Origin of the sequence: Lentibacillus persicus (genome assembly GCF_900112705.1) — a bacterium.
Lineage (GTDB): Bacteria > Bacillota > Bacilli > Bacillales > Amphibacillaceae > Lentibacillus > Lentibacillus persicus.
In genome coordinates this window covers 18,419-43,045 of the sequence record NZ_FOMR01000005.1, presented here as the reverse complement: position 1 = coordinate 43,045, position 24,627 = coordinate 18,419, and the positions used below count along the sequence as shown (strand labels likewise).

Here is a 24,627-nt window from a genome sequence, read left to right as displayed (position 1 = left end):
AAATCTACGTTTGAAAGGAGGTGAGTTCATAATGCCGAGAGGACCGCGTCTGAAAAGCCCGAGCGGTGTCTATCATGTGATGATGCGCGGCGTCAATAAGCAGGCAATTTTCGAAGACGACAGTGACAGATACAAACTGCTTGAAACGTTGAAACGCTATAAACCGGTCAGCGAGTTCAAGCTTTACGCCTACTGCTTAATGAATAATCACATTCACCTGCTGATTCGCGAAGAAAAGGAGCCGCTCGCCAAAGCTATCCAGCGCATCAGTTCAAGTTACGTCCACTGGTATAATGCCAAATACGACCGTGTCGGACCGCTGTTTCAGGGCCGTTACCGGAGCGAAAACGTTCTGGATTCGGCTTACTTCTTAACCGTGCTTCGCTACATTCATCAAAATCCTCTTAAAGCAGGCTTGAGCAACGATGTTTTGACATCGCGCTGGACAAGCATCGCCGCCTATTACACCTCATCCGATGATCTCGTCGATGTGGATTTGGGTCTTCGCCTTTTCTCACCCGATCGCAAGAAATCTATACCGCTGTTCACCGCGTATATGCAGGAAAAAAATGATGATACATGCCTGACGTATTCGGATAAAGTACGGTTGGAAGACGAGGAAATCCGCAGCTTTTTAAAATTGAAAGGTGTCACAAATACAAGCGCATTGCAGCGTCTGGAAATCAAAGAGCGAAACGCCATTTTACTTGAATTGAAGGAGATGGAGGGCGTGTCGGTCAGACAACTTTCCCGCTTGACCGGAATTTCAAGGAGCGTGATTGGGAGGCTTTAGAAGGGACAGGGGGACGGGATCGGCGTCCCCCTGATTGCAACTCCAAGTGTAACAATTTCACCAAAAAAAATGCCCTCTGATTGATTCTACCATTCACTGATAGAACCAGAGGGCATCTACATTGACATTTATGTGGGACGCAGGGACGGGCGGGACAGCGATCACGTCCCTCTGTCCCGCTCTCCCGGGGGACAGTGATCCCGTCCCCTCGTCCCGCTTTACTGAATGTCGGTGATGCGGTCTTCTGTTTGGGTGTCGACTTCACCCATGTTTACGACGTGTTCTTTCAGGTTTTCCCAGTCGGAGAGGCCGAGGTCTTGTACGCGGCCGTCTTCGTATACTTTATTGAAGACGTCATACCCGTCGCCGCCAGTTGCGGTGAACATGTTGGTGGCAACAGTGTACGTCGTGTCTGCTTCAATTTCGGTGCCGTCTTCAAGTTTCATGCTGACGACGCGTTCGCCTGCCGGCTGGGAACTGTCATATTCGAGATTCATACCCGAGACGTGCAGGAATCCGCCAAATTCACGCGGCGCTTGTGCAACACTGTGCTCAAATGCCTGCTCAAGCTCGGCACCGGTGATTTCCATTGTGGCGAGTGTATTACCGAACGGAAGAACTTCCATGATTTCCCCATATGTGATCGGGCCTTCATCAATATTCGTCCGGATACCGCCGCCGTTTTGGAGCGCAATCACCGTGTCTTCGTTATATTCTTTCGCTTTTTCAAGCATGCCGTCCGTAATCAGATTACCAAGTGCCGTTTCGCTGTTGCGCACGCTCACATCCGAATCATCCGACACACGTGGATTCGGGAATGGATGCATCGCCTCAGCGCCGGTTTCCCGAGTCATCGTTTCGTCAATTTTATCTTTATACGGCTTAAGTACCTCTGCAGCTTCAGGATCAGCTTCTTGTTCGTTTATGTCTACCAGTTCAGAGGCATGTCCGATAATCCGTCCGTTTTCATCAAATTTGACATCCATTGTCCCGAGAAAATTACTGTATTGGAATGTATGATTGATAAGCGTCGGTGCTTTTTCTTCACCGCTGGCGTCAACCGTAATCGTATCAGGCGTTGTCAGTTCGGTGTGACTGTGCCCGCCGAGAATCACGTCAATGCCGTCAACCGCTTTTGCAAGGTTAATGTCATTTATTTCCGGGTTATCATTATAGCCGATATGTGTTAGTGCAACGATTTTATCGATGCCCTGCGCTTCAAATTCATCAACCATTTTTTCAGCGCTGTCAACATAATCCTCAAATGTGACATCGAGCGGACTTGAAATATCTGCCGTTTCTTCCGTTGTCAGGCCAAAAATACCTACCTGCTCGCCGTCAACCGTTTTAACAATACCATCATAAATCGAACCATCCTCAGGTTCAGCCGTCACACCACCAACATCCAGCGGGCTCAGATGTTCATCGGCTGAAACGTCTACGTTCGAACTGACTATCGGAAATTCCGCTGCTTTAATAAACTCGGCAAGACCTTCGTGACTGCCGTCCTGACCGCCAAGATCGAACTCGTGGTTGCCGAATGTCATGGCATCATATTCCATCAGATTCATCATTGCCAAATCCGCCTGACCGCTAAATTCGTTAAAATAAAGCGTGCCGGAAAAGACGTCGCCGGAATCGAGAAGAAGTGCGTTCGGGTTTTCTTCACGGAAATTTTTAACCGCTGTCACACGTTTTGCCCCATTATCGACATGCGCATGGGTGTCGCTCGTGTGCATGAGGTCAAGCTCGTAATTTTCCCCAAGCTCATTAGCAATGCCCGATAGCTTGTGGAATAGCGTCGCAAACGCGCCTCTGGAAATGTCTTCAGCAGGTCTGTAATCATCCGTCTGGTTCGTCACACCCAGGTCAGCAAGAATTTGTACGCGCTTTTTATGGGATTCTGCGACATTATCAAGGTTGATCGTTTCTTCATCAATCACCTGATAGTTTGCCAGATTTTGAGCCAGTAAAATAACGGAGGCAACCTGTTCACGCGTAATATTTTTGCCCGGATTGAACGAGCCGTCGGACCCGGTAAAAATACCTGCCTCAGTAACCGCTGCTATCTGCTTCGCGTAATAGTGATCCGCATCGACGTCGTCATATTTTTCTAAAATAGCTGCTAGCTCGTCTTCTGAAGGCTCGGCCATATCAAACGCGTTGTAAAAAATCGCAGCAACTTGCTGGCGCGTAATGGACTGCCATTGGCCAAACGTATTGTCTTCATAGCCGCGAACGACGCCCGCTTCCGTCAACGCCATGATCGCCTCGTAATGGCTCTCCCCCTCTTCAACATCCGAGTAATTCTCCGCCGCAGAAACAACCGGCACAAACGCCAAACTCGCTGCTGCCGCAGCCAAAGAACCCCCCGCTAACTTCCTCAAACCCTTACTAGTTGACATAAAACCCCTCCTTATAGTGGGACAAGGGGACGGGATCGCCGTCCCCCTTTCCCCCGTGGGACAGTGATCACGTCCCTCTGTCCCTCATTCTACCAATCCTTTATTAATAAAAGATTAATAGAATGTAAAGATTTCTTGTGAAACCCCTTTCACACAGACTTAAGAACATTATACCGCACCCTTGAGTAACGGACAAGGGGGACGGGGGGACGTGATCGGCGTCCCCTCGTCGTTCCCCGCCCCCTCGAAAGTAACGAAGTCTCGGCAGGGGGCGGGATCCAGTGGCATGCCGAAACACGAAAACCCTCGGGTTCTATCATTAATCGGTTGATAGAATCCGAGGGTTATTCGACTCGACTCGGGGGACACAGTTCCCGTCCCCTTGTCCCTCTCTCATGGGGGGGACAGTGATCACGTCCCCCTGTCCCTCGTGTTGTACAGGAGGGTGGTGAAGTGTTGGCGTGTTATTTTTTCGGCTGGGCGGTAGGTGTTGTCCGGGTAGCCTTTGGCGATGTTGTTATGGACGAGTGTGCTAATCACGTCGTGTGCCCAGTGGTCATCCGGGACATCGGCAAATTCCAGGCTGCTGCCTCCTTCCAGCCTATACGCTTTGACCAGGATGGCTGCCATTTGGCCGCGGGTCAACTGGCCGTTAGGATCAAAGGTGTTATCATTTTTTCCCTTAATAAAACCAATATCCGCTGCTGCTGCGACCGCATGAAACCCGTCCATTTTCGGATGCATGTCTGAAAATCCCGGATCGGCGGCATCATATTCGTGCCAATCAACTTCCATATCTTTCAACAGCATTTTCACCGCCTGCAACCGTGTAATATTTCGCTCCGGTTTAAACTCGCCATCGGGAAAGCCGCGGATGACGCCGTCTTCAACGAGGGCATCGATTTGTTCCCTGTACATGCCCGCATCTTCAAAATAAGTTTTCGAAACCTCAATCTGGTACCCTTTTTCGGACCAGTGATCATAAGCATCAAACACCGCAATATGATAGGTTCCTTTTTCAACAGGGAGAACAAAATCTTCCCCGCTGCCTTTACCAGCATTATCAAAAAATTGCCGCTCGCCATCGGGCCCTTCCGTCGCTGACACTAAATCAAGCATGCTTGAATCGTCCGGAATAGACACATGAAGCAACCCCTCAAAATCGACATCGACCTGAAACCAGTCCGTATCCATAGGGGATGCTAATGTTGCTTCCATCGGCTCATCCAGCTGCACGTTTGTTGCGCCATCTTTTTCATCGGAAACATCGTTCGACCATTCAGGCATATCGGTTTGAAGCGCTGAATAAGCGTTCAGCCGCCCGTAACCGAGCGACTCTGTCCACCTTTTTCCGCTGACTTGATCGGCTGATTTTTCCATCATCCATTCGATTTGATCGCGCTCGGCGTCCGGATGCGCCGCTTTTAACAGTGCCGACATGCCGCTAATCATTGGCGCGGAAAACGATGTGCCGTCGTCTATGGTATGTTCGCCGTTAAGCGCCGTACTATAAATTGATAAGCCGGGCGCTGCAATATCAACGTAGCGGCCGTAATTGGAAAACCACGGTCGCTCGTCATTTTTATCAGTAGCTGAAACACTGATGACGCCGGGGTAGGAAGCCGGGTAAAACGGCCGATTCAGTCCATCATTACCCGCGGCCGCAACTAATGTGATGCCGGCTTCCTCTGCAGCGGCAATCGCTTCTTCTTCAAGCTCGCTGTACTGATTTGCGCCGAGACTCATATTAATAATATCTGCGCCGTGTTCAATAGCATAATAAATTCCTTTCTGAACATCCTGAGACGCTATTTCACCATCGGCATTTACCACTTTGATCGGCAAAATATTTACGTTGAAATCCATCCCTGTGATGCCTGGCGAATCAGGGTTTGCTGCAATGATACCGGCTACCCTTGTCCCGTGTCCGAGATTATCAGTCGGATCAGGCTTGTCATTCACCACGTCATAGCCGGGCAAAACGCGGCCCTCTAAATCAGGGTGGTCGCGGTCAACGCCGCTATCGAGTACAGCTACCGTTATCTCGTCTGAGCCTCGTTCCAACTCCCATGCTTCAGGCATTCGGATTCTATCCAAATACCATTGCTCCCCGTAACCAGGCGCATCAGGTATGTAAGAAAGCTCGCGCTGGTAATCGGGCTCTGCCATTTCAACAGCAGGATGTTCCCTAACAATGGTCAGCTTTTTGTGATAATCAGCGTTTTCCGGTACACGGACCGTTATGTATTGGGTTTGGGCGCGCTGCTCAACTTTTTTCAAGCCGAGGTTCATTGGTTTAAAAGTTGCATCCTTTTTCACTTTAATTATAATGCGCCGGTCATGAACCGCTGCGCCGTCCTGCGCGTTTTCCGACTCTGCCAATTCAGCAGATGCTTTAGCTTTGCGGTACTCAGACTGAATCCGCGAGCTATCCTCAGCCAGAACAGACCCCGTCGACATCGCCATCCCAAACAGCACAACACTTAAAATAAATAATATGTAATAACCTCTCCACCTCATCAAACACATCCTCACTCTAGCAAACTTTAACTCTATTACTATTATACACCAACACCCACCTCAGGGACAGGGGGACGGGATCACTGTCCCACGGTACGGTAGAGCGGGACGAAGGGACGGGATCGCTGTCCCCCCCCGATAAAGTGGAGCGGGACGCCGATCACGTCCCCCTGTCCCACCCGGGACTAAATACCCAATTATTGCTGAGAGGGCTTTCGTGTAAGGATATGCTTGAATTTGTACACCTTTTCCGTCATAATAAAATTGTCATTAAACAAACGAGAGGTGCCCAATAATATGAGCAAGATTAAGCGAAATGAACTTTGTCCTTGCGGGAGCGGGAAAAAGTACAAACACTGCCATGGAGCAGCCAACCCTCCGAACTCAAGCATCCAGATGATCAACAATGAACTCTATCAACTGCATAGGAAGTTTATTTCATTGGTCATGTCGACCTACGCAACCAATCTTGATAACATAAAAACACGCTATGATAAATCATCTATTAATGAAGACGCCGACACAGCTGATATTTACCATACCGGTCTGACACTCTGGATCCTTTTTCATGTTGCGATGCTCCCACACGGCGACACAGTTTTTGGTGACTTTTTCAAAAAGCATCACAAGAAAATGAGCAAACAAGCCAGAGATTTATTTGCAAGATGGGGCGAAAGTCTCCCGTCAGTTTATAAAGTGAAAAAAGTTGACGAAAACAGCAGTCAGCTAACAATTCAGGACTTCTACGAGGATACGTATGTCATTCCCTATCAGGAAGGTGAAGCCTTTATCGAAGGAAGTCTGGTTGTTGGGACACTTGTGCCATATGCTGATCAATACGGCTTCTTTTACACGATTATCAAACTGTACCGCCATGACACTCAAAAAGTTGAAAAGCTACTTGAAAAATATAAAGAAAAAGATGGCGGACTGCGCGACAACTTCCCGGATTTCTTTGCTGATGCACTGATTCTCGGAAAAGAAGACAGCAAATGGGATGATCCGCTTCATGAAGACGTTGCCCAGCTATTCGCTGACCATGTCATTGATAAAAATGTTAGCGACGATGTTCTGTTTAAAGCCGTCACAATTTGGCAGGACTACTGTAAGAAGGCGAGTCCATCATTCCGGAACACTGCCCCTTACGCTGCAGCACTAGAATATCTCGTACATAAAGATCTGCTGAATAATAAAAACGTTACTCAAGGTCAACTCGCTAACGAATACAACTGCTCAGCCGGCAGCATCTCCACCAACTACCGCAAACTCACCCGCTGAGCGGGACGCGGGGACGGGATCACTGTCCCACCAAAAGCGTTTGGAATAACAACAATCCACCATTTAGATAAAATTTAACGACCCTGCTGCTGATGAAAGCATGCAGGGCTTTTTTTCGTATTACGCACCGAAAAATGGATAGCATCCGAGCGGGGGACCAGCGGGACACCGATCCCGTCCCTATGTCCCCCCGGATAACATCCGAGCGAGGGACACCGATCACGTCCCCCTGTCCCGCGGTTTATGTTAAGATGGGTCTATGGTGACAGGAATTGGGTTTTGATTTAATTACTAGTTACATAGGGGGAGGATTATAATGTTTGAAACGAAGAACTATCATAAACTTGCGGCGGCTACGATGGCCGCAGCTTCTGCTGTAGTAGCAGTGACACCTGTAGCAGCTGCCGCAGATGACACCGTTTTCCCTGATGTAGAGCCAGATAATGATCATTATGATAGTATCCTTAAGCTAAAAAATGACGGAATTGTCATAGGGGATAATGGCATGTTTAAGCCGTATGAGCCAATTACACGCGGGCAGGTCGCAGCTATTTTAATGAAGGCTCTGGATTTGGAGTTGAAAGCTCCAGAAGTTGGGGCAAATTTAACGCAGTACTCAGATGTCTCTCCTCTCGGTAGTGACTATGCCTATCAGATTGCGGCCGTCACAGAGGCAGGTATTTTCCACGGGGATAACGGCAAATTTCATACGTATACCAACATTACCCGTGAACAGATGGCGACTGTGCTCGTCAAAGCGTTTAATCTGGATAAAATTGATGCGGACGAGGTACCATTAACTGACAAAAATATAAGTGATTCACACAGAGCCAATGTCCAGGTGCTTGCTAATCTCAACATTACGAACCAGACAGATGACTTCCAAGCGTATGACAATATCCTGCGTCAACAGTTCGCAACAATGGTGGTTAAATCAATGGAAGCGTCCGGTGTGACAGTAACAGAAGACATCGAGGTGAATTCCATAGGCACAAGTGAAGCCGCTGCTTTAACTGAGAACACAGACGGCGGTCGTGATTTCGAAGCAACCATCCGCGGGTGGAATGATGCATTGGCACCTGAAGGGACCGACGTATATGTAACGATCCCTGATGATAAGTTACAAGGCCACGTTCAGCTCAAAAATTCAGACGGTCAAACTGTAACAGCAGAAGATGGTGAGGCCCGTTTTAACGGAAATCCGGAAAATATCTATGCTTTAGAAACCGACAAGGACGGCACGATAAATTTCACACTAACCGGTGAAATGGATGCTTATGCTCAACCAACTATTTTTATTGATAATGGTGATGAAAAAGGCGAGCTGGACGCTGAAGACACTCAAGCGACAGGTGAGATGACTTCATTCAGCGAGGCTGTTTTTAAAAATTCTACCTTTAAAGCGCTGGATCAGAATGAGGAAAAAGTTGAAGATGTACAAGCGGGTGACGAAGCATCGTTTGTTTATCAATTACTGGATCAAAACGGCAAAATGAGCACCTCATTGGAACATACACCGACTTTTGAAGTGAAAAATCTCGGATTGAATCCGGTGGAAATTGAGGGTCAGACCCTCCCACAGTACGGGTCCGAAACGATGCAGATTGACTCTGAAAATGGAAAAGCCATTATGAATCTGACCGCACAGGGCCCGGCACATATATCTGTGCAAGCATCCACGCCTGAAACTTCGATCCCGGATAAGGAAGCAAAGCTTCAATTCAAAGCAGGAGCTGAATTGAAAGAAGGTATGTACTACACTGGTACGGGTAATTTAAACGAAGATGATCGCGAGGCCAAAAAACTTACCCTGTACATTAATGATCACAGACACGAATTGCCATATGACGAAGCCGATTTGTATTTTAAACGCAAGCAAGTTTCCATTGACACATTTGAAGAAGAATCAATGCATGCTTCCACTTATGTTTTCTACAATTCGAAGTCTGATGAAAACGATCAGTTCAATTTGACCGGAAATCTGCATGTGGCAAATGGCATGTTAGGTCCAAGAGAGATGCCAACCCCTGTGCCAAGTGATGATTTAAAAATCAATTCCCTGGAGGCTAAAATTGAGCAGCCTCCTGGAATGATTGGGACTTATCATAACGTATCTTTCAGAGGAACCGTTGCTTTTGAAGATATTGAAGAAGTTAAAGAAGCGACCGTAACGTTTTCGCATAAACAATCTGAAGAAACTGGTGATAGAGAAACGCGGACCATTTATGTAAATGAATACGGCATGTTTGCAGGTTCATTATCGCAGTATCCCTTCTCAGGCGGCAGCTACATTGAAGACTTTCAATTCTATGAACAACTAACCATCACATACACCAACGCAAAAGGCGAAGAAAAATCCGTCACAAAAGACTATGAATTCTAAGGGACACGGGGACGAGGGACAAGGGACACGGGGACGGGATCACCGTCCCGACAAAAGTGGGACAAGGGGACGGGATCGCTGTCCCGCTAGAAGTGTCCGGGACAACAAATCAAACACAAAAAAACCTGCAACGCATTAAAGCGTGCAGGGTTTTTTGTGTTATGGGCGGGGGACGGTGATCACGTCCCTCTGTCCCTTTTATTCAGTTACATTTACATTGATTTTTTCTGGATTATCGAACTCAATTGTTTCAACATCATCTGTGGTGCTTGGGTCTCCATCTACGTCAACTTCAAATGATTCAACATAGATTGATGTTTCTCCAGCTGAGAGTGTGTAGTCTTCATCATTAACTACATCATCATTAGCTGAAACGAATGAAACACCTTCGATAGAAGCATCTTCATCTGAGATATCAACGTTTTCCGTGATTTCATCCAGCAAATCACCATCGGCAGCAACTTCGAGATTACTGCTTGTAAATGATACTTCTGGTAGTTCAGTTGTATCTACTACAGAGAATTCGGATGTTTTAATAACTTTATTATCCAAGGTTACTTCAACAGTATAGTCCCCTGTTGACAATTCACCCGCATTAATCGTAGTACCTTCTACAACTTCGTCAGATACTTCTTCGCCATCTTCGTTCTTAACAGTTACATTTAGATTTTCAGTCTCTTCTTCGATATATAGACCATTTTCGTCAACAGCTACTACTGAGAGATTAGCAGTCAGGTCATCGGAGTTCAAGTCAATTGTATCTTCAAGACCTCTAACTTCATATTCAGCAAACTCACCTGGTTGTTCTACTGTCACTGTAAGTTCTTCAACAACATCTTCTCCAGTTGATAACTCAACAGTGTATGTGCCTTCTTCAGCGTCACCAGCTTGTACGTTCAAATTACCTGAATTATAATTCGCAGTTAACTCGGAGTCGCCTACATCAGCAGTAATTGCTGACTCAAATTCATTACCATATTGGTCTAAGACTGTTGCATCAACGTCAACCCCAACATCATCCTGTGTAGAAAGGGTAACTGAATTTTGTTCTAATTCAATGTCACTTGCTACTTTTTCAGCTTTAACATCAACCTCTACAGTTTGAGAGAAGACTTCTTCGTCGTCTTCATTAACTGAAACTTTCACTGGCAATGAACCAGTTTCGAATGCTTGAATCTCACCGGAGTTTTTATCAACAACAGCTACACTATCATCAAGTGATTCAAATGTGACGTTATCAGAAGAATATACATCACCAAATTGATCTTTCAGTTCTACATTCAAGTAATCTGGTGTGTCATCAGAATACGCTTCTGTGTCTTGTTCATAATCCTCATCAGTGAAATCTACTGATTGTGATTCAGCTACAGTCCAGTTTGATAGTTCTACTGGTTCAGCCGCTTCAGCTGTTACTGTTATTTCATCACTTTCTACTTTTTGTCCATTTTCACCAGTATATACTGCTGTTACTGTCGTCGTTGTTCCAGCATCCATATTTAAGACTTCACCGTTTTCAGTGATATCAGAATATGGTGATTCAAACGTAACATCTTCTGAATTTTCTTCTGTTATATCAACGCCGTTAGCATCATATAACTTATAATCAAGTTGAGTTGGGGTGTCACCTTCAGCTTGACCGGCTAATACTGCTTGATCTTCAAATTCAACATTTTGTACAGTTCCTAATTCAAAATCATACTGATAAGAAACTGTTTGTTCTTCACCTAGGTCAAATGTGAACTCATAAGTGCTTTCACTTTCAAGGTTATCATAAAATTCTACTGTTACTGATTCATTGTCATCTGATGAAGACACTGAGCTTACATACTGTTTAGCACCAGACTCCGTGTCTACTACTTCTAGGTCGTCTTCAGTAACGTCTTCGATAGGTTTGTTAAAGTTAACTTTAACTTCACTAGGTGTAACCGCGCTTACAGATTCTACTGCTGGTTGCAGAACGAACTCTTCAGAAAGTTCAACTTCTTCATAAGTATGACCGTCATATTCGAATGAAACGGTTGTTGCGCCGTCTTCAAGCTCTTCGTCAAGTTCAACTTCTACAGCTTCTTCTTGACCTTCAAACTGTACTTCAACAGTGTCAGCGTCAACCGCGGTTGCACTTTCAACTGCTGGCGCTTCGTTTTCAGCTACAACATTTTGAGTCAGAACAACGAATGTTGAGAATTGATCACGGCGGATGTCGTTATACGCTTGGAAATCATTCAACTGGTTCGTGATTCCCAGGTTAGCCAATGTTTGAACATTCTCTACGTGAGAGTCACTGATATGGTCGCGGTTAAGCTCAGCTTCTTGCTCAGGCTCGATATCATTCAGATTGAACCCTTCAACCAGAACAGTTGCCATTTGTTCGCGGGTAATGTTGCCCCACTCGTCAAATTCACCATCACTGCCCTGGAATACGCCAGCTTCTGTAACGGCAGCAATTGCTTCTGCATAGTCACTATTTTCATCTACGTCGTTGTATGCTTCAAGAACTTCGCCGACGTCTTCAGGTGTTTCCAGCTCAAGCGCGTTTGCCAGCATTACAGCAACTTGTCCGCGTGTAATAGATTCATATGGCTTGAATTCGCCATCCGGATAACCCGAAATAACGCCTTGCTCAGCAAGTGTCATAATATTGTCATAATGTGTATAACTTTCGTCAATGTCAGTAAAGCTTACATCCTGTGCAGATACTGCAGGTGCAACCGCCAATACTGAAGCTGATGCTGCCATTGCAGGTACAGCAATCTTACGGAATTTGTTGTTACTCATAGAGTATAACCCCATCCTTTAGTTGAATTTTTTTCCTATTCTCTTGGACTATGTATCTAAGAAAACAGTCCAAGTATGAAGGAAATCTTTCTTAGTAACGTTCTCATTTATTGTAATAACGTTTTCCAACACTGTCAAACTTTGTCACTATAAATCACGGTTTCCTATACTGGTAATTTAAGGGAACCATTCATTTCGGGCAAAAAGCCTTACACTCTAGGGTTTTTTCAGGGGACTTTAATCTCTTTAAATTGACATTAAAATACTTTTATAAAATTAAAATCGAGCCGAAAGACTCATGAAATCTCCATATTTCTATTAAAATTAGTTCCAAAGATTCATTTTTAAATACGACCCCCACCTGCACTTCTTTCGACTTATGTACGAACCGTTAAGCATAAAAAAGTCTTGCGGAAATATCTCCACAAGACGCACAGAATTTCATTCGATTATGTATACTTGTTAATCACTTGATTTATACTCGGTTTGATAGATTCCTGCAAACTTTGTAAACTATTGGTTAAAACCTGGTGGCTATTAAGAGAGGATGTATCAACATCGTTGCTTTTATTTGAACGATTTATATTCGAGCTTGTCCCAAGTGCAGCAGTGACGGCAGTTCTGCTTGAACGATCTTGTTCATCCCGCTCACTTGTTTCCGCTTCATTAGCTGAAACTGGAAATGTCCCTGCAACCAACCCTTCAACATGCGCCTTCAATTCACTGTCTTCCTGGAAAATGGGGTCTTCATACCACATGTTATCCTCAAACTTGCCTTCATTCAGGACCTTTGCTGAATTATAAGGACTATCGAAAAATTCATCACTCGGTTCGTCAACACCATATTGCGCAGCAACTTCAGCGTTATGATTCAATCCAACAATATACGGAACAATACCGGGTGCATTTTTAAAGTCAGTTACGGCTTCATGGACACTTTCCTTCCACCTGACAGCGCCTTCTTTATCGCCGGCCATCTCCGCTTCTTCCATTGCATCGATCTTTGATTCAATCAGGTTGCCATAATATATTTTGTTGGGCACATATTGATTGCCTACCTTTTCATACCACGCCGGTTCCTGCTTTGCCTGGAACTCGTTGTAGTCTGACCAGTCATTAGCGCTGATCGATTGCTGAATTAAATTATTTTGTTTCATATGAACATCGAAAAGCGGATTGACTTTTCGCGCTTCATCACCCATGACCTTTTTCCATGTATTTTCAGCGTCCTGCTTACCATTATTAGAACGAACGTACATCTCATTATTTTGCAAACGTCCAAGCGTTTCCGTTGGTGCGTTGATTGTCATAATTGCCTCCTTTCCAAAACGGTGATTACGCGCAAATTTGCCTAATTTATTAAAATTCTTATTTATCTGTATTTTACCTTAAAAGTCAGGGGAATACACGGTAAATGTTGGATTAATTGACATAATTTTCATTTGGTGTGGTGGTTAGTTAAATCTAAAAGAAAAGCCCTGCGGAGATCTCTCTCTACAGGACTTTTGTCAAGAACAAGCCTTCGACATTATTCGGAAAGTGACAGGCACTTCACCTAATTCTTAGCTTACTGATTAATAGTGTACGTAATTCTAACATTATAGGTTGTAGAGTTTCCTTGTTCATCTTCTACTTCTATATCAGAAGACACGCTACCATTATTTGCAATATAATTCTTTAGATCGTCAAGACTTGGATTTCCTGCAAAGTCATACTCAAACGAGCTATTTTCACCGAAATCAAAATCAGTAGCACCCGGGAAAGCATTCTCGTTAGTCACGTTACCTTCTTCATTAAAATTTAATACACCAGTCACAGTTTCATCTGAGCTATCGGATGAGTCTAGTGCAATAGTTATCTCATTATTTTCTGGATCAATAACTACTTCACCAAACGTATCATCGCCAGCACTTAATGTTGCACCTGTTACTAATGGAGCAAGTGTATCATGCGTAATTGTTGGAACCTCTACTGCAGTGCTGAAACCACCTTCAGTATTCTCAGCCACTACTAAGAAATCATTTTGTGTGTTCTCATTAAGAGTAGCTGTTATATTAAAGACACCTGACGCATTAACCGCTTTAGGGGTGCCAACTTCTTCATCCTCGTCATACTCCCCATTACCATTTTCATCATCAAATACATATACAGTAGTATTCGCTTCAGATATACCCTCGATGTCAATTGTATCTTCGGATGTTACTTCCTCATCGTTAGGGCTATTTACTTCAACAGCGGCAGGACCTTCAGGTGCTTCACCTTCATCAACACCCACCACAGTCAATGAATAAGTGCCATCAGATTGTTTGTTGGCAGTAATTTCTACAGTTCCACCTGCCTCAACAATATCTTCAATTTCTCCAAAGAATTTATCTTCATCGACATTACCATTTACATCCAGAAGATCGCCGTTAAAGTATAGTTCACTTGGATCGTAATTAGCTGTGTCAAATTCATCAAACTTAATCTGATTGCTTCCTGTATTCACATTTGATTCTACTGTTTCGTCATCACCAAATGTGCCAGTATAAGTTGAAGGAATTAAATTACCAGTATCTGCAGTGAAGTCAACAGATGCAGTACTGTTGTCTAAAGTATACTGCGAGCTAGATACGTTCACCTCAGCAGACGTTACGCCCAAACCATCAACTTCTAGTTCAGCACTACCATCATCATTTGCAGTAACATCAAATGATTCAGTGTTACCTGGAGTAATCGTTTGTCCTTTTACTACAATATTGTTAAAGCCAGTATTCTTCACTTCAAACGTTGCAGTGTGAGAAGTAGCATTATGTGGTTTGTTATTTTGGTCAACTACTTGGTAAACAAATTCTGCATTAGCTTCGTCGTGTTCAAGGGCTTCTACTTGATTATCTGTTCCAGCTTCGTAAACTTTAAGAGTTGCTTCTTCAAGAACAGGCTCAACGAAGTAGACAATTTCACCAGTAGCCTGCGCATCTCTATCGTCTAATCCATCTTCGCTCCCGTTCTCAATAAATACTGTTGGTACTGCGTATGCATCGTAATCACCAGTAGTTGATTCGCCAATTAAAGTAAATTCAATCACACCGTCTTCATTTGTAGTTAACTCTGCATAATCATTCGAAGCGAATGGGGTTTCATCACCGGCAGAATCTACCAATGTAACATCCCCATTAGAGTCATCCAAAGCTACTTTAACCTCAGTGCCTTCAGGGGCTAGATCTCCATTCTCTTTTCTAATAGTAGCTTTGTAGTCACGGCCACCTTCGCCACCTGCAGAGATAGCTGCTGCATATTGCGTTCCTTCTGCTTCAACTTCTACTTCTCTGTTCTGTTGATATTCAAAAGATACAGTTGAAGCTTGAGCTTGAAGTTCTGTTGTGTTTAGTCGGTCGTCACCACTCCATTGTGCGCTCTCATCTTCGTCCCCATCTTTAAGATGGCCATCGTCAAAGACTATTGGAGTAACAGAAGCATCTTCACCAGTTAACGTAAATGTAGCTTCGCCGTCTTCATCGAGTAGCACTCTAACCCATTTTTCGCCGCCATTTTTTAATTGGTAAGGGTAGTCAGCTTCATCAACTACAACCTCGTCCTCTACTAGAAATTCTCCAGACGCATCGGTAATTTCAACTCCACGAACAAGCTCGTCAGCATCAACCTCAACATTTTCAGCAAAAGCAACATTCACCCAACCGCTAGCCGGATCACCATCAGTTGTTGTTTGCTTAACTTTATAAACTTTTTTAGCTCCATTAGCCAATGTGTTGTCTTCCGTTATTTCTTCAATAGTTAGACGATCTTTTACACCCCAATAAACCATTCCGTCATTCGCACGCACAGTCGTATCATTAGTAGCATATGCCACTACGCGATCTTCACCGCCGGAGTATTGAGTGTAAGAGTATGAAGCCACGCCGTCTTCATCAGTGTAAACTTCAACAGTTTGATCTTGGTTGTCATAGTCACTTTCGTTAGCGTCAATGTTGAATGTGACTGGAATTCCTGCTGCAGATTCACCATCTTCAACTGCTACTTGCGCACGTACTGTTACTTCTTCACCAACAACAGCCTGTACAGAGTTAGTTGAGATACTAATATCTTCAGGCACAACTTCAGAAATTGGTGTTTCATTTTCAAGTACATCTTTAGTCAGTTTAACCATTGTTGTGAACTGGTCACGCTGGATGTCTTGATATGCATGGTATTCATTCAACGCTTTAGTGATTCCAAGATTAGCCAATGTTTGAACATTGTCTACGTGGGATTTACTGATGTGATCTTTGTTAAGCTCAACATCATCACCTTTGTCGTAGTCGTTAAGTCCGAATCCTTCTACAAGGACAGTTGCCATTTGTTCACGGCTAATGTTGTCATACTCACCGAACTCGCCATCGTTACCTTTGAAAATGCCTGCTTCTGTTACAGCCGCGATTGCTTCAGCATAGTCGTTGCTTGAATCAACATCACTGTAACCTTCCAGTGCACTGTCCAGGTCTTCAGGCACATCAAGATTCAATGCGTTTGTCAGCATCGCAGCAACCTGTCCGCGTGTGATTGATTCATATGGTTTGAAAGTGCCGTCCTGATAACCTTGGATAACACCTTGCTCAGCCATAGCCAGGATATTGTCATAATGGGTATGATCCGGTGTAACATCAGTAAAACTTACTTCTTCTGCAGCAACTGCCGGAGCCACTGCTGCTACTGTTGCGGATGCTGCCATTGTTGAAATGGCTGCTCTGCGGAATGTTTTTTTCTGCATAATTTAAATGATCCTCCCTTTGCAATTATATTACGCTTTCTTTACGGACTATGTAGTAAGAAATAAGTCCCGAAGAAAGACTATTAACCTAGTGACTATGTAAGTCCATTACAGTATATTGCCAGAGTAATATAATGTCAATACTGCCTTTTTTTGACAATATTCGACACGTCTAAGTATGATTCCAGAGGTTTTTCTGCAATGTACTAGGTTATATTTCATTATATGGTTTATTTTTCTAGTTTGCAAGCCTTTCCAGGTCCTTTTTACTCATTTTTTGCAAACATTCATTACATTTTCAAATAAACCACAATTGTTATTGTATTCATATTTTGGAAATAAATGCAAGGACTTTTGTAATTTTTTCGTAAAAATTATGGTAATAAATTCCCTAAACCTCAGACTCATGCACTAGAAGTCTATTTCATGACAGCTTGGGATCTTAGTAGTTTCGTTGTGTGGGCTTATGTTATAATCAATGCGGAATAATAAGTGTTGTGAAACCACTTCCAATTTTATTTTTGCAATCGGAGCGATTACCTTGATCGACAGACATACCATTCCATTACTATGGAAGCAGCTGCGGCCAAAGCAGTGGACGAAAAATCTGCTCGTCTTTGCGGCGCTTTTATTTTCGTTTCCGCTGCCTGAATTCGAGGCGGTTTGGCTCGCTTTTTTTGGCTTTGTCGCCTTCAGTTTCACGGCCAGCAGCATTTACATTTTGAACGACTATAAAGATATCGAGGCAGACCGGCACCACCCGCTCAAAAAGATGCGTCCGATGGCTTCAGGTGCACTGAATCCGACGCTTGCGCTGACCGTTGGTGTTATTTTGTTCGTGATTTCGGTCGGGAGCGCGTATTTCTTTAGTCCTTTGTTCACGTTAATTTTAGTAATTTATTTCATGCTTAATGTGCTTTACAGTTTCACACTGAAACATGTGGTGATTATCGACATTATGCTTATCGCCTCAGGGTTTGTCCTTAGGGCAATCGGTGGTGCGGTCATTATTCATGTGCCGTTTACGCCTTGGTTTTTGCTGTGTGCGATGCTTTTGTCGCTTTTTCTGGCAATCGGCAAGCGGCGCCATGAGATGGTGCTTGCAATGGAGTCGGGCAGTGAACACCGAAAAGTGCTTGATGATTATTCGCTTCCCTTTCTTGACCAGCTGATTGGCATTGTCACTTCAGCCACGATTGTGAGCTATGCGGTATTTACATTTACCGCGGGTGCCACGACGCATTTGATGTGGACGATCCCGTTTGTCATATACGGTCTGTTCCGTTACTTATACTTAGTTCATGTGAAACAGAAAGGCGGCGCGCCGGAGAAGGTGTTGCTTGAAGACAGGCATATATTAGTCACCGTCGGACTGTACGTTATCAGCGTGATGACTATATTAACTTTATTCGATTAACAGGATGTGAAAGCGATGATAAAGCCAGTTAAGAAACAAATGGCCGGCTGGGGCAACTTTCCGAAGCACACCGGTTTTGTGTATCAGCCGGAAACGGTACAGGATATTCAAGCGATTCTTGACGACAATGATTCGAGTCAGATCGCGTACGGCCTCGGGCGAAGCTATGGGGATAATGCCCTGAACGAAAATAACGGCATGCTCGTGCTCGATCATTTGAACCATATGCTTGCATTTGATGCTGATACGGGACTGTTGACGTGCGAAGCGGGCGTCTCGCTCAGTGAGATTATTGACGTCTTTTTGCCACGCGGTTTTTTTCCGCCGGTAACACCGGGAACGAAGCTTGTGACCGTCGGCGGCGCGATTGCGAATGACGTGCACGGGAAAAATCACCATACAGACGGTACGTTTTCCGAGTTTGTAAGCAGCTTTGATCTACTACTTGCATCGGGGCAAGTTATGACGTGCAGCCGGGACGAAAACGCGGATGTTTTCTGGGCGACGGTCGGCGGGATCGGACTGACCGGGATCATTGTCAGGGCAACGATTCAGCTGATGCGTGTTGAGACGTCCCAGATTAAAGCAACGTATGAGAAAGCAGACAATCTTGATGAGGCATTTAACCGATTTCAGGAAAATGATGCAAACTACAAATACTCGGTCGCCTGGATCGACTGCCTGAGCACGGGTGACGCGCTCGGCCGCTCGGTCCTGATGCGCGGTGATCACGCTGAGCGAAGCGATTTGGACAAAGGGGTGCGCGACCCGCTCGCACTTCCGAAAAAACCCGGGCTGAAAGTGCCGATGAACGCGCCGTCGTTCGCGTTGAATTACTGGAGTATTTCGGCGTTTAATCAGCTCTACTATAAATCGTATAAAAATGAATCGAAGCTTGTCGATTTGACGTCGTTCTTCCATCCACTTGATGCGATCGGTGACTGGAACAAACTGTACGGGAAGAACGGCTTCGTGCAGTACCAGGCGGTGTTTCCGAAAGATAATGCGCCGAAAGAAGGCATTCGACAGCTTTTGCAGAAATTAAGCAGCGAAAAACGTTCATCGTTTCTTGCTGTGTTGAAAAGCTCAGGAAAAGCAAACGACGGACTCTTGTCGTTTCCAATGGAAGGGTATACGCTCGCGTTGGATATTCCGATTAAGCGAGGGCTCTTTTCGTTCCTGAAAGAGCTTGATGACATCGTTGTGTCGTTTGGCGGCCGCGTTTACTTGGCGAAAGATTCCACGCTTGATATCGAAACGTTCCATAAGATGTATCCGAACTGGGAGGAATTTATGGCGGTCAAACAGCGACTCGACCCTGAGGGGCGTTTTTCCTCCTCCATGTCACGAAGACTTGGACTCGGTTAAAAAATTTATGAAGTGACGGGGTGTTATGTATGCAGACAGTGCTTGTCCTTGGCGCAACCTCTTCGATTGCACAGGAAACAGTAAAGCGGCTTGCGGCCAAAAAAATGAACCTGATTCTTGCCGGCAGACGGACGGATCAGATGGAAACGATGAAAAGCGATTTGGAAATCCGCCATCAAATTAAGGTGTCGGTCAGAGCGTTTGATGCACTCGATTTTGACGGGCACGACGCATTTTTTAACGACGTCGTTGATGCGCACGGCGGCATTGACGGTGTATTGCTCATGTACGGCGCGATGGGTGATCAACTTGAAGCTGAAACGTCATTTGTCGAAACCCGTCAGATGATTGATGTCAACTACACGTCTGCTGTGTCGATTTTGAATATCGCGGCGAATTATTTTGAAGCGAAAAAGAGCGGCTTTATCGGCGCGGTATCATCGGTTGCGGGCGACCGCGGGCGGCAGAGCAACTATATTTATGGTTCAACGAAAGCCGGCTTGAGCGCGTATTTGCAAGGGCTGCGCAATCGGCTGCATAAGTCAGGCGTGCAGGTACTGACGATTAAGCCGGGGATTGTTAATACGAAAATGACGTACGGTACGGTCGATGACTCACCGCTCCTCGCTGAACCGGACAAGGTGGCACGCGATATTGACCGGGCCATCACGCGGCGCCGGAGCGTGCTGTATACACCGTGGTTCTGGCTTGTGATTATGCTCGTTGTTAAATTGATTCCTGAATGGCTCTTTAAACGGACGGATCTGTAATGGCACATGATGAAAATCTGTCATCAAGCCGGCTGATTCCCCGGCTAATGATCGGACTCATATTTGGCATCATTGTCGTTGCTGTGTTTCTCTTGTTGGGCGATTTGCAAAACGTATCCGGCGTGATGACTGAAATGCCACTTTCCTTTTTAGGCCTGGCATTTCTTTTTACGTTTCTCAGTTATCTGATGCGGCTGTGGAAATGGCATGCATTTTCCAGATGGGCGGCCTTTCCTGTCGATTTGAAAGAAAATGCGTCGATCTTTTTTATCGGTTTAATGATGTCGATTACACCGGGAAAAGCGGGCGAGCTGATCAAGTCCTACTTGCTGCGGCGAAAAAGCGGTGTCCCGTTTGCCAAGTCGGCGCCGGTCGTTGTTTATGACCGGCTGAGTGATTTGCTCGCAATGCTGGCGCTGATTGGTGTTGGACTGCTCGCGTATCCGGCTGGTGTGCCGTCGGTTATTGTTGTCGTCGCAGGCGTCGTTGTGTTCTTTTTGATGCTTGGACGCCAGCGGCTTGTTGCACGTGTGATTGATTGGGTGACCGGTCCGCGGCGGTTGAGACGATTCCGCGTGTCACTAAATGATTTTTACCGGCAGATGCTGTTTTTTATGCAGTTCCGTATTTTAAGCTTTTCGTTTGGCCTCAGTGTTGTGGCCTGGTTTTTGGAATGCGTGAGCCTGTATGTGATTATTCACGCGCTCGGTCTCGACGTGTCGTTTATCGCAAGCATTCTCACGTTCAGTCTCGGCACACTCGCCGGTGCCTTGTCGATGATCCCCGGTGGGCTTGGTGTCGCTGAAGGAAGCATCACCGGTCTGCTGATGTATTTTGGCGTCGCGGGCAGCATGGCGATTACCGTTTCGCTCATTATCCGGTTTGTCACCCTCTGGTTCGGCGTCATTCTTGGTATTATTGTATTCTTTGTTAAACGTAAGACCTATTTTCCCGGTTGAGGGGGGACTGACCCCGGTGAAGGGCGCGTTCCCGTGAGGGGGGGCTGCCCCCCCTTAAGAAAGGAGTGTTTTTTTCGTTGCCTTATTTTCTCGCACCATTAATTGGCTGGGTGGCGTCCGGCGTGTTGAAGTTTGCCATTCATTTTTTCAAATATGGAAAAGACGCTGCCGGCCATATGGGGAACGGCGGTTTTCCAAGCACCCATACGGCAACGGTTTCGTCGGTCGCTTTTCTCATCGGTTTTGGTGAAGGGTGGCTGTCATCGGCGTTTGGCGTTGCCTCGGGGCTTCTTGCGATTGTGATTATTGATGCAACTGGGCTGCGAATTAATGTCGGCAAGCAGGCAGCCATTGTCAACCGCATGAATAACGGTGAAAAGGATTATGAGCCGTTGCGTGAGCGCATGGGGCATTCGCTGATTGAAATTTTTGGCGGGCTGGTGCTCGGGCTTGCGGTTGCTGCTGTTCTGTACGGGCTGTTTGGCTTATGGGGGTGGCAGGTGTGAAACGCTTGATGACACCTGATGTGTTTTGGCTCGCCGTGTTGTTTATTTTATATAGCGGGGCACTTTTGGTTCGTGCCGCGTTTGACCCTGAAGGATATGTCACTTCTGACTCCGCCCACTACATGCAGCTTGCTCAAAATTTATTGAACGGTGATGGCTTATCGACCGCGAATTATGTTGAAGGTATGAGCACCTATTTTGCTACGTGGCCTGTGGGCTACCCCGTCTTGATAGCGATTGTGTCGTTTGTGACGGGGCTTGGTGTGTTTTGGGCAGCTAAAGTGGTGAATATCATTTTTCTTGCGCTCTGTTTTGTCGTGCTGCAGCGGCTTTTTAAAGAGCGCTCAGCTATCGTGGCGTTATTGTTTTCGATTAGCACGGTCAGCTACTTATTTGTCCATACATGGTCGGAAGTGCCGTTTTTATTCGGGCTTCTCTGGCTTGTTTATGGTCTGGCACGCTATATTGAAACGGAGAAACCCCGGTATATCGTCCATTTATTTTTCGCATCGTTATTTTTATTTCTAATGCGTTATATCGGATTGATCGGCGCGGGCATTGTCGGGCTGCTCGGTTTTTATTATTTATTCCGGAAAAAGTGGCGGCCGACGCTGTTATGCTGGTTCAGCGGGAGCGCCGTGATTATGATGGCAGGCGTTTATCTGTTGATCAACTGGGTACAGACCGGCAAGATGACAGGTGTTGAGCGCGTTCCGAAGGCCGAAACTGGCGCTGAGTTTTATGAAATGCTGCGCGAGGCTGTTTCGACTGAGTGGGATTTATTTACGATTGAGTTGGGCGAGGCGAGTCTTTACTGGACGTTTGGGCTGATTTTGGCTGCGTTGATGTTCTTTACCAGGATTAAACATTTGCGGGCGTTTCTGCAAGTGCTCAGGGGCAATTTTCTCGTTCCGGGGCTATTTTTGTTTGTTGGATCGGTGTATTTTATTGCGATTGTTGCAATGCGCTGGACAGCATATTTTGATGCATTTAATTTCAGGCTTCTCGGACCTGCGACGTTCATGTTTGCGTTATTTTTCGTCAGCTGGGCGGCGGGCGTTGAAGGAAAGACATGGACAGCGTGGAAGCGGGCGCTCGTCGTTATTTTCGGTGTGACTTTTATTGTTAATGTCGGTCAGCCTGTTTATATGGCCATCACATCAGACGAGCCGACTTATAAGGAAACGATCGCAGAAGTTGAAGAAACTTATCGTGCGATTCCTGAGGCGAGTATCGTTGCATTTGAAAATGTCCATGCACGGTATTTGCGCATGGACATTCAATTTGTGAAAGTACACTTCCGGCCGTATTTCGCCGAACCCGAATCCATTGATGACTTCCGCGAGCGCATCACCCCGAACAGTGCCGCGGGGGCCTATTTACAGCGAAAATCACTCAAAGGCTACGACTACCACAAAACCTTTGACAATAAGATGGGACAAGGGGACGGGATCTTTGTCCCCCTGGGACAGTGAGCCCGTCCCCTTGTCCCTTTTCACCTTAATGGGGTCCAGGTGGATTTTTTTTCGCCTTTTAAATATTTTATCATTCCGATAAAGCTGGCAAATATGGTGACAAAAAAATAAAAAGGAATTGTCAGCAATTTGATATTCGTTCCCATTTTAATGGTTACATACCCCATGATAACTAACACATAAAATAAAAGCTGCAGGAAAAGCGATAAGGCATATAAGCCATTTTCGGGAAGCAAGATTATATTTGTCGCCAGCAATCCGATCAACAGCACGACTGAAAGCCACCTCAAGAGTTTATGGGAGAACAACTGCATGATGGTGAAGGGTTTCTTTCTTACGTTCACAAATTCTTTAAGCATGTATGAAATGCCCCGAAAACCACGCGTCACCACCCGTACACGCATGCTGAACTCATCTCCTGTATTATCGGTAGGCTCCTCATATGCCACTGCATCTGTTTCATATACAGCTCGATAGCCACTGTTGATGACACTTATCGGCTGTACAAAGTCTTCATTAATCGCCTCATCTTTTGGCTGGGTATATAACTTTTTCCTCATAGCATACATAGACCCTGAAGCGCCCATGACAGAGTTAACATTGCTTTCCATTTTTCGGATAAACGTTTCGTAATTCCAATAGAAGCCCTGTCCTTCTGATGTTTCAGTATCCCGCGCAGCATATCTTAATTCACCAACGACTGCCCCGACCTTTTCATCATAAAAATTCTTTGCAAGATGTTTAAGCGCGTCAGCCGAAAATAACGAAGTCGCATCCGAAAAAACAATGATATCCCCGGTGCTTTGTTCAACCATGTTTTTCTGTAAAGTGATTTTGCCGGTGTTATGCTTTTGATCGTATAACTGTATACCATTCTTGTGATATTTTTTCACAATGGCGCTTGTCCTGTCTGTTGAGCCGTCTGAGCCAATAATCACTTGTAATTTCTCTTTCGGATAAACTAAACCTAAGAGGTTGTTTATCTTTTCTTCAATATGTTTTTCTTCGTTATAAGCCGAAACTAAAACACTGATATTTGGATAGTATTCATTTCTTCTCACCGCATTTTTTTTAACCTTGCTCAACATGAAAAGTAAGAAGGGATATCCAACATACGTATAGACTAAGAGACAGAAAAAAAGCCAAAAAAACACTTCAATGATTAAGATTAACATAAAACCACCATTCCATTGTTTGTGCTGTAGTCAGCAGAAGCCCTTCTGCGGCGTTG

The 24,627-nt window shown here is 45.3% G+C and carries 15 protein-coding genes; 9 read left to right on the top strand and 6 right to left on the bottom strand.

Translation table 11 applies throughout. The annotated features are described in order from the left end of the window. The first annotated feature begins 31 nt into the window (after window positions 1–31). Window positions 32–793: a transposase gene (locus tag BMZ22_RS07910; protein ID WP_090084061.1), complete on the top strand. Its 762-nt coding sequence runs from the start codon at window positions 32–34 to the stop codon at window positions 791–793. Window positions 794–1,011: 218 nt separating this feature from the next. Here BMZ22_RS07910 and BMZ22_RS07905 read toward each other — a convergent pair whose 3' ends face one another. Together BMZ22_RS07905 and BMZ22_RS07900 are read right to left on the bottom strand one after the other, a co-directional pair. Next, a complete protein-coding gene (locus tag BMZ22_RS07905) occupies window positions 1,012–3,198 on the bottom strand; it encodes a 5'-nucleotidase C-terminal domain-containing protein (RefSeq protein ID WP_090084059.1) in 2,187 nt (728 codons plus the stop codon). A 411-nt stretch (window positions 3,199–3,609) separates the two neighbouring features. Next, window positions 3,610–5,718, bottom strand: coding sequence for a S8 family serine peptidase (locus tag BMZ22_RS07900; protein WP_177183383.1), 2,109 nt, complete (start codon window positions 5,716–5,718; stop codon window positions 3,610–3,612). Between the two features lie 297 nt (window positions 5,719–6,015). Here BMZ22_RS07900 and BMZ22_RS07895 point away from each other — a divergent pair, with 297 nt between their 5' ends. Both BMZ22_RS07895 and BMZ22_RS07890 read left to right on the top strand, forming a co-directional pair. Beyond that, window positions 6,016–6,996: an SEC-C domain-containing protein gene (locus BMZ22_RS07895; protein WP_090084053.1), complete on the top strand. Its 981-nt coding sequence runs from the start codon at window positions 6,016–6,018 to the stop codon at window positions 6,994–6,996. Window positions 6,997–7,312: 316 nt separating this feature from the next. Continuing rightward, on the top strand, window positions 7,313–9,379 hold the full coding sequence (locus tag BMZ22_RS07890; RefSeq protein WP_090084051.1) for an S-layer homology domain-containing protein: 2,067 nt from the start codon (window positions 7,313–7,315) through the stop codon (window positions 9,377–9,379). A 198-nt stretch (window positions 9,380–9,577) separates the two neighbouring features. On the opposite strand, the gene BMZ22_RS07885 is transcribed toward BMZ22_RS07890, so the two are convergent. The 3 genes from BMZ22_RS07885 to BMZ22_RS07875 form a co-directional block, all read right to left on the bottom strand. Beyond that, window positions 9,578–12,154: an S-layer homology domain-containing protein gene (locus BMZ22_RS07885; RefSeq protein ID WP_177183382.1), complete on the bottom strand. Its 2,577-nt coding sequence runs from the start codon at window positions 12,152–12,154 to the stop codon at window positions 9,578–9,580. A 449-nt stretch (window positions 12,155–12,603) separates the two neighbouring features. Next, the gene (locus tag BMZ22_RS07880) at window positions 12,604–13,464 is read right to left on the bottom strand and encodes a hypothetical protein (RefSeq protein WP_090084046.1); all 861 of its coding nucleotides are present in this window, start codon (window positions 13,462–13,464) and stop codon (window positions 12,604–12,606) included. A gap of 257 nt (window positions 13,465–13,721) precedes the next feature. Then, window positions 13,722–16,901, bottom strand: a complete 3,180-nt coding sequence (locus BMZ22_RS07875; protein ID WP_090084043.1) for an S-layer homology domain-containing protein — start codon at window positions 16,899–16,901, stop codon at window positions 13,722–13,724. A 478-nt stretch (window positions 16,902–17,379) separates the two neighbouring features. Between BMZ22_RS07875 and BMZ22_RS07870 the strand changes: the two genes are divergently transcribed. The 6 genes from BMZ22_RS07870 (at window position 17,380) to BMZ22_RS07845 (ending at window position 23,396) form a co-directional block, all read left to right on the top strand. Continuing rightward, window positions 17,380–18,318, top strand: a complete 939-nt coding sequence (locus tag BMZ22_RS07870) for a decaprenyl-phosphate phosphoribosyltransferase (protein WP_090084041.1) — start codon at window positions 17,380–17,382, stop codon at window positions 18,316–18,318. Between the two features lie 15 nt (window positions 18,319–18,333). Continuing rightward, the gene (gene dprE1 / locus BMZ22_RS07865) at window positions 18,334–19,686 is read left to right on the top strand and encodes an FAD-binding protein (RefSeq protein WP_090084038.1); all 1,353 of its coding nucleotides are present in this window, start codon (window positions 18,334–18,336) and stop codon (window positions 19,684–19,686) included. 29 nt (window positions 19,687–19,715) lie between these two features. Continuing rightward, window positions 19,716–20,456 (top strand): SDR family oxidoreductase, encoded by a 741-nt coding sequence (locus BMZ22_RS07860; protein ID WP_090084035.1) that lies wholly within the window; start codon window positions 19,716–19,718, stop codon window positions 20,454–20,456. After that, a complete protein-coding gene (locus BMZ22_RS07855) occupies window positions 20,456–21,415 on the top strand; it encodes a lysylphosphatidylglycerol synthase transmembrane domain-containing protein (RefSeq protein ID WP_090084033.1) in 960 nt (319 codons plus the stop codon). Before BMZ22_RS07860 ends, BMZ22_RS07855 begins: the two co-directional genes overlap by 1 nt. 65 nt (window positions 21,416–21,480) lie before the next feature. After that, window positions 21,481–21,921: a divergent PAP2 family protein gene (locus BMZ22_RS07850; protein WP_245745270.1), complete on the top strand. Its 441-nt coding sequence runs from the start codon at window positions 21,481–21,483 to the stop codon at window positions 21,919–21,921. Further along, the gene (locus BMZ22_RS07845) at window positions 21,918–23,396 is read left to right on the top strand and encodes a glycosyltransferase family protein (RefSeq protein WP_090084027.1); all 1,479 of its coding nucleotides are present in this window, start codon (window positions 21,918–21,920) and stop codon (window positions 23,394–23,396) included. Before BMZ22_RS07850 ends, BMZ22_RS07845 begins: the two co-directional genes overlap by 4 nt. Before the next feature lie 20 nt (window positions 23,397–23,416). On the opposite strand, the gene BMZ22_RS07840 is transcribed toward BMZ22_RS07845, so the two are convergent. Next, on the bottom strand, window positions 23,417–24,481 hold the full coding sequence (locus BMZ22_RS07840; protein ID WP_218144030.1) for a glycosyltransferase family 2 protein: 1,065 nt from the start codon (window positions 24,479–24,481) through the stop codon (window positions 23,417–23,419). Between the last annotated feature and the right edge of the window lie 146 nt (window positions 24,482–24,627).

Coding starts and splice junctions, on each gene's coding strand:
- BMZ22_RS07910 (WP_090084061.1), top strand. CDS start 32: ATGCCGAGAGGACCGCGTCTGAAAAGCCCGAGCGGTGTCTATCATGTG.
- BMZ22_RS07905 (WP_090084059.1), bottom strand. CDS start 3,198: ATGTCAACTAGTAAGGGTTTGAGGAAGTTAGCGGGGGGTTCTTTGGCT.
- BMZ22_RS07900 (WP_177183383.1), bottom strand. CDS start 5,718: ATGAGGTGGAGAGGTTATTACATATTATTTATTTTAAGTGTTGTGCTG.
- BMZ22_RS07895 (WP_090084053.1), top strand. CDS start 6,016: ATGAGCAAGATTAAGCGAAATGAACTTTGTCCTTGCGGGAGCGGGAAA.
- BMZ22_RS07890 (WP_090084051.1), top strand. CDS start 7,313: ATGTTTGAAACGAAGAACTATCATAAACTTGCGGCGGCTACGATGGCC.
- BMZ22_RS07885 (WP_177183382.1), bottom strand. CDS start 12,154: ATGAGTAACAACAAATTCCGTAAGATTGCTGTACCTGCAATGGCAGCA.
- BMZ22_RS07880 (WP_090084046.1), bottom strand. CDS start 13,464: ATGACAATCAACGCACCAACGGAAACGCTTGGACGTTTGCAAAATAAT.
- BMZ22_RS07875 (WP_090084043.1), bottom strand. CDS start 16,901: ATGCAGAAAAAAACATTCCGCAGAGCAGCCATTTCAACAATGGCAGCA.
- BMZ22_RS07870 (WP_090084041.1), top strand. CDS start 17,380: ATGCGGAATAATAAGTGTTGTGAAACCACTTCCAATTTTATTTTTGCA.
- dprE1 (WP_090084038.1), top strand. CDS start 18,334: ATGATAAAGCCAGTTAAGAAACAAATGGCCGGCTGGGGCAACTTTCCG.
- BMZ22_RS07860 (WP_090084035.1), top strand. CDS start 19,716: ATGCAGACAGTGCTTGTCCTTGGCGCAACCTCTTCGATTGCACAGGAA.
- BMZ22_RS07855 (WP_090084033.1), top strand. CDS start 20,456: ATGGCACATGATGAAAATCTGTCATCAAGCCGGCTGATTCCCCGGCTA.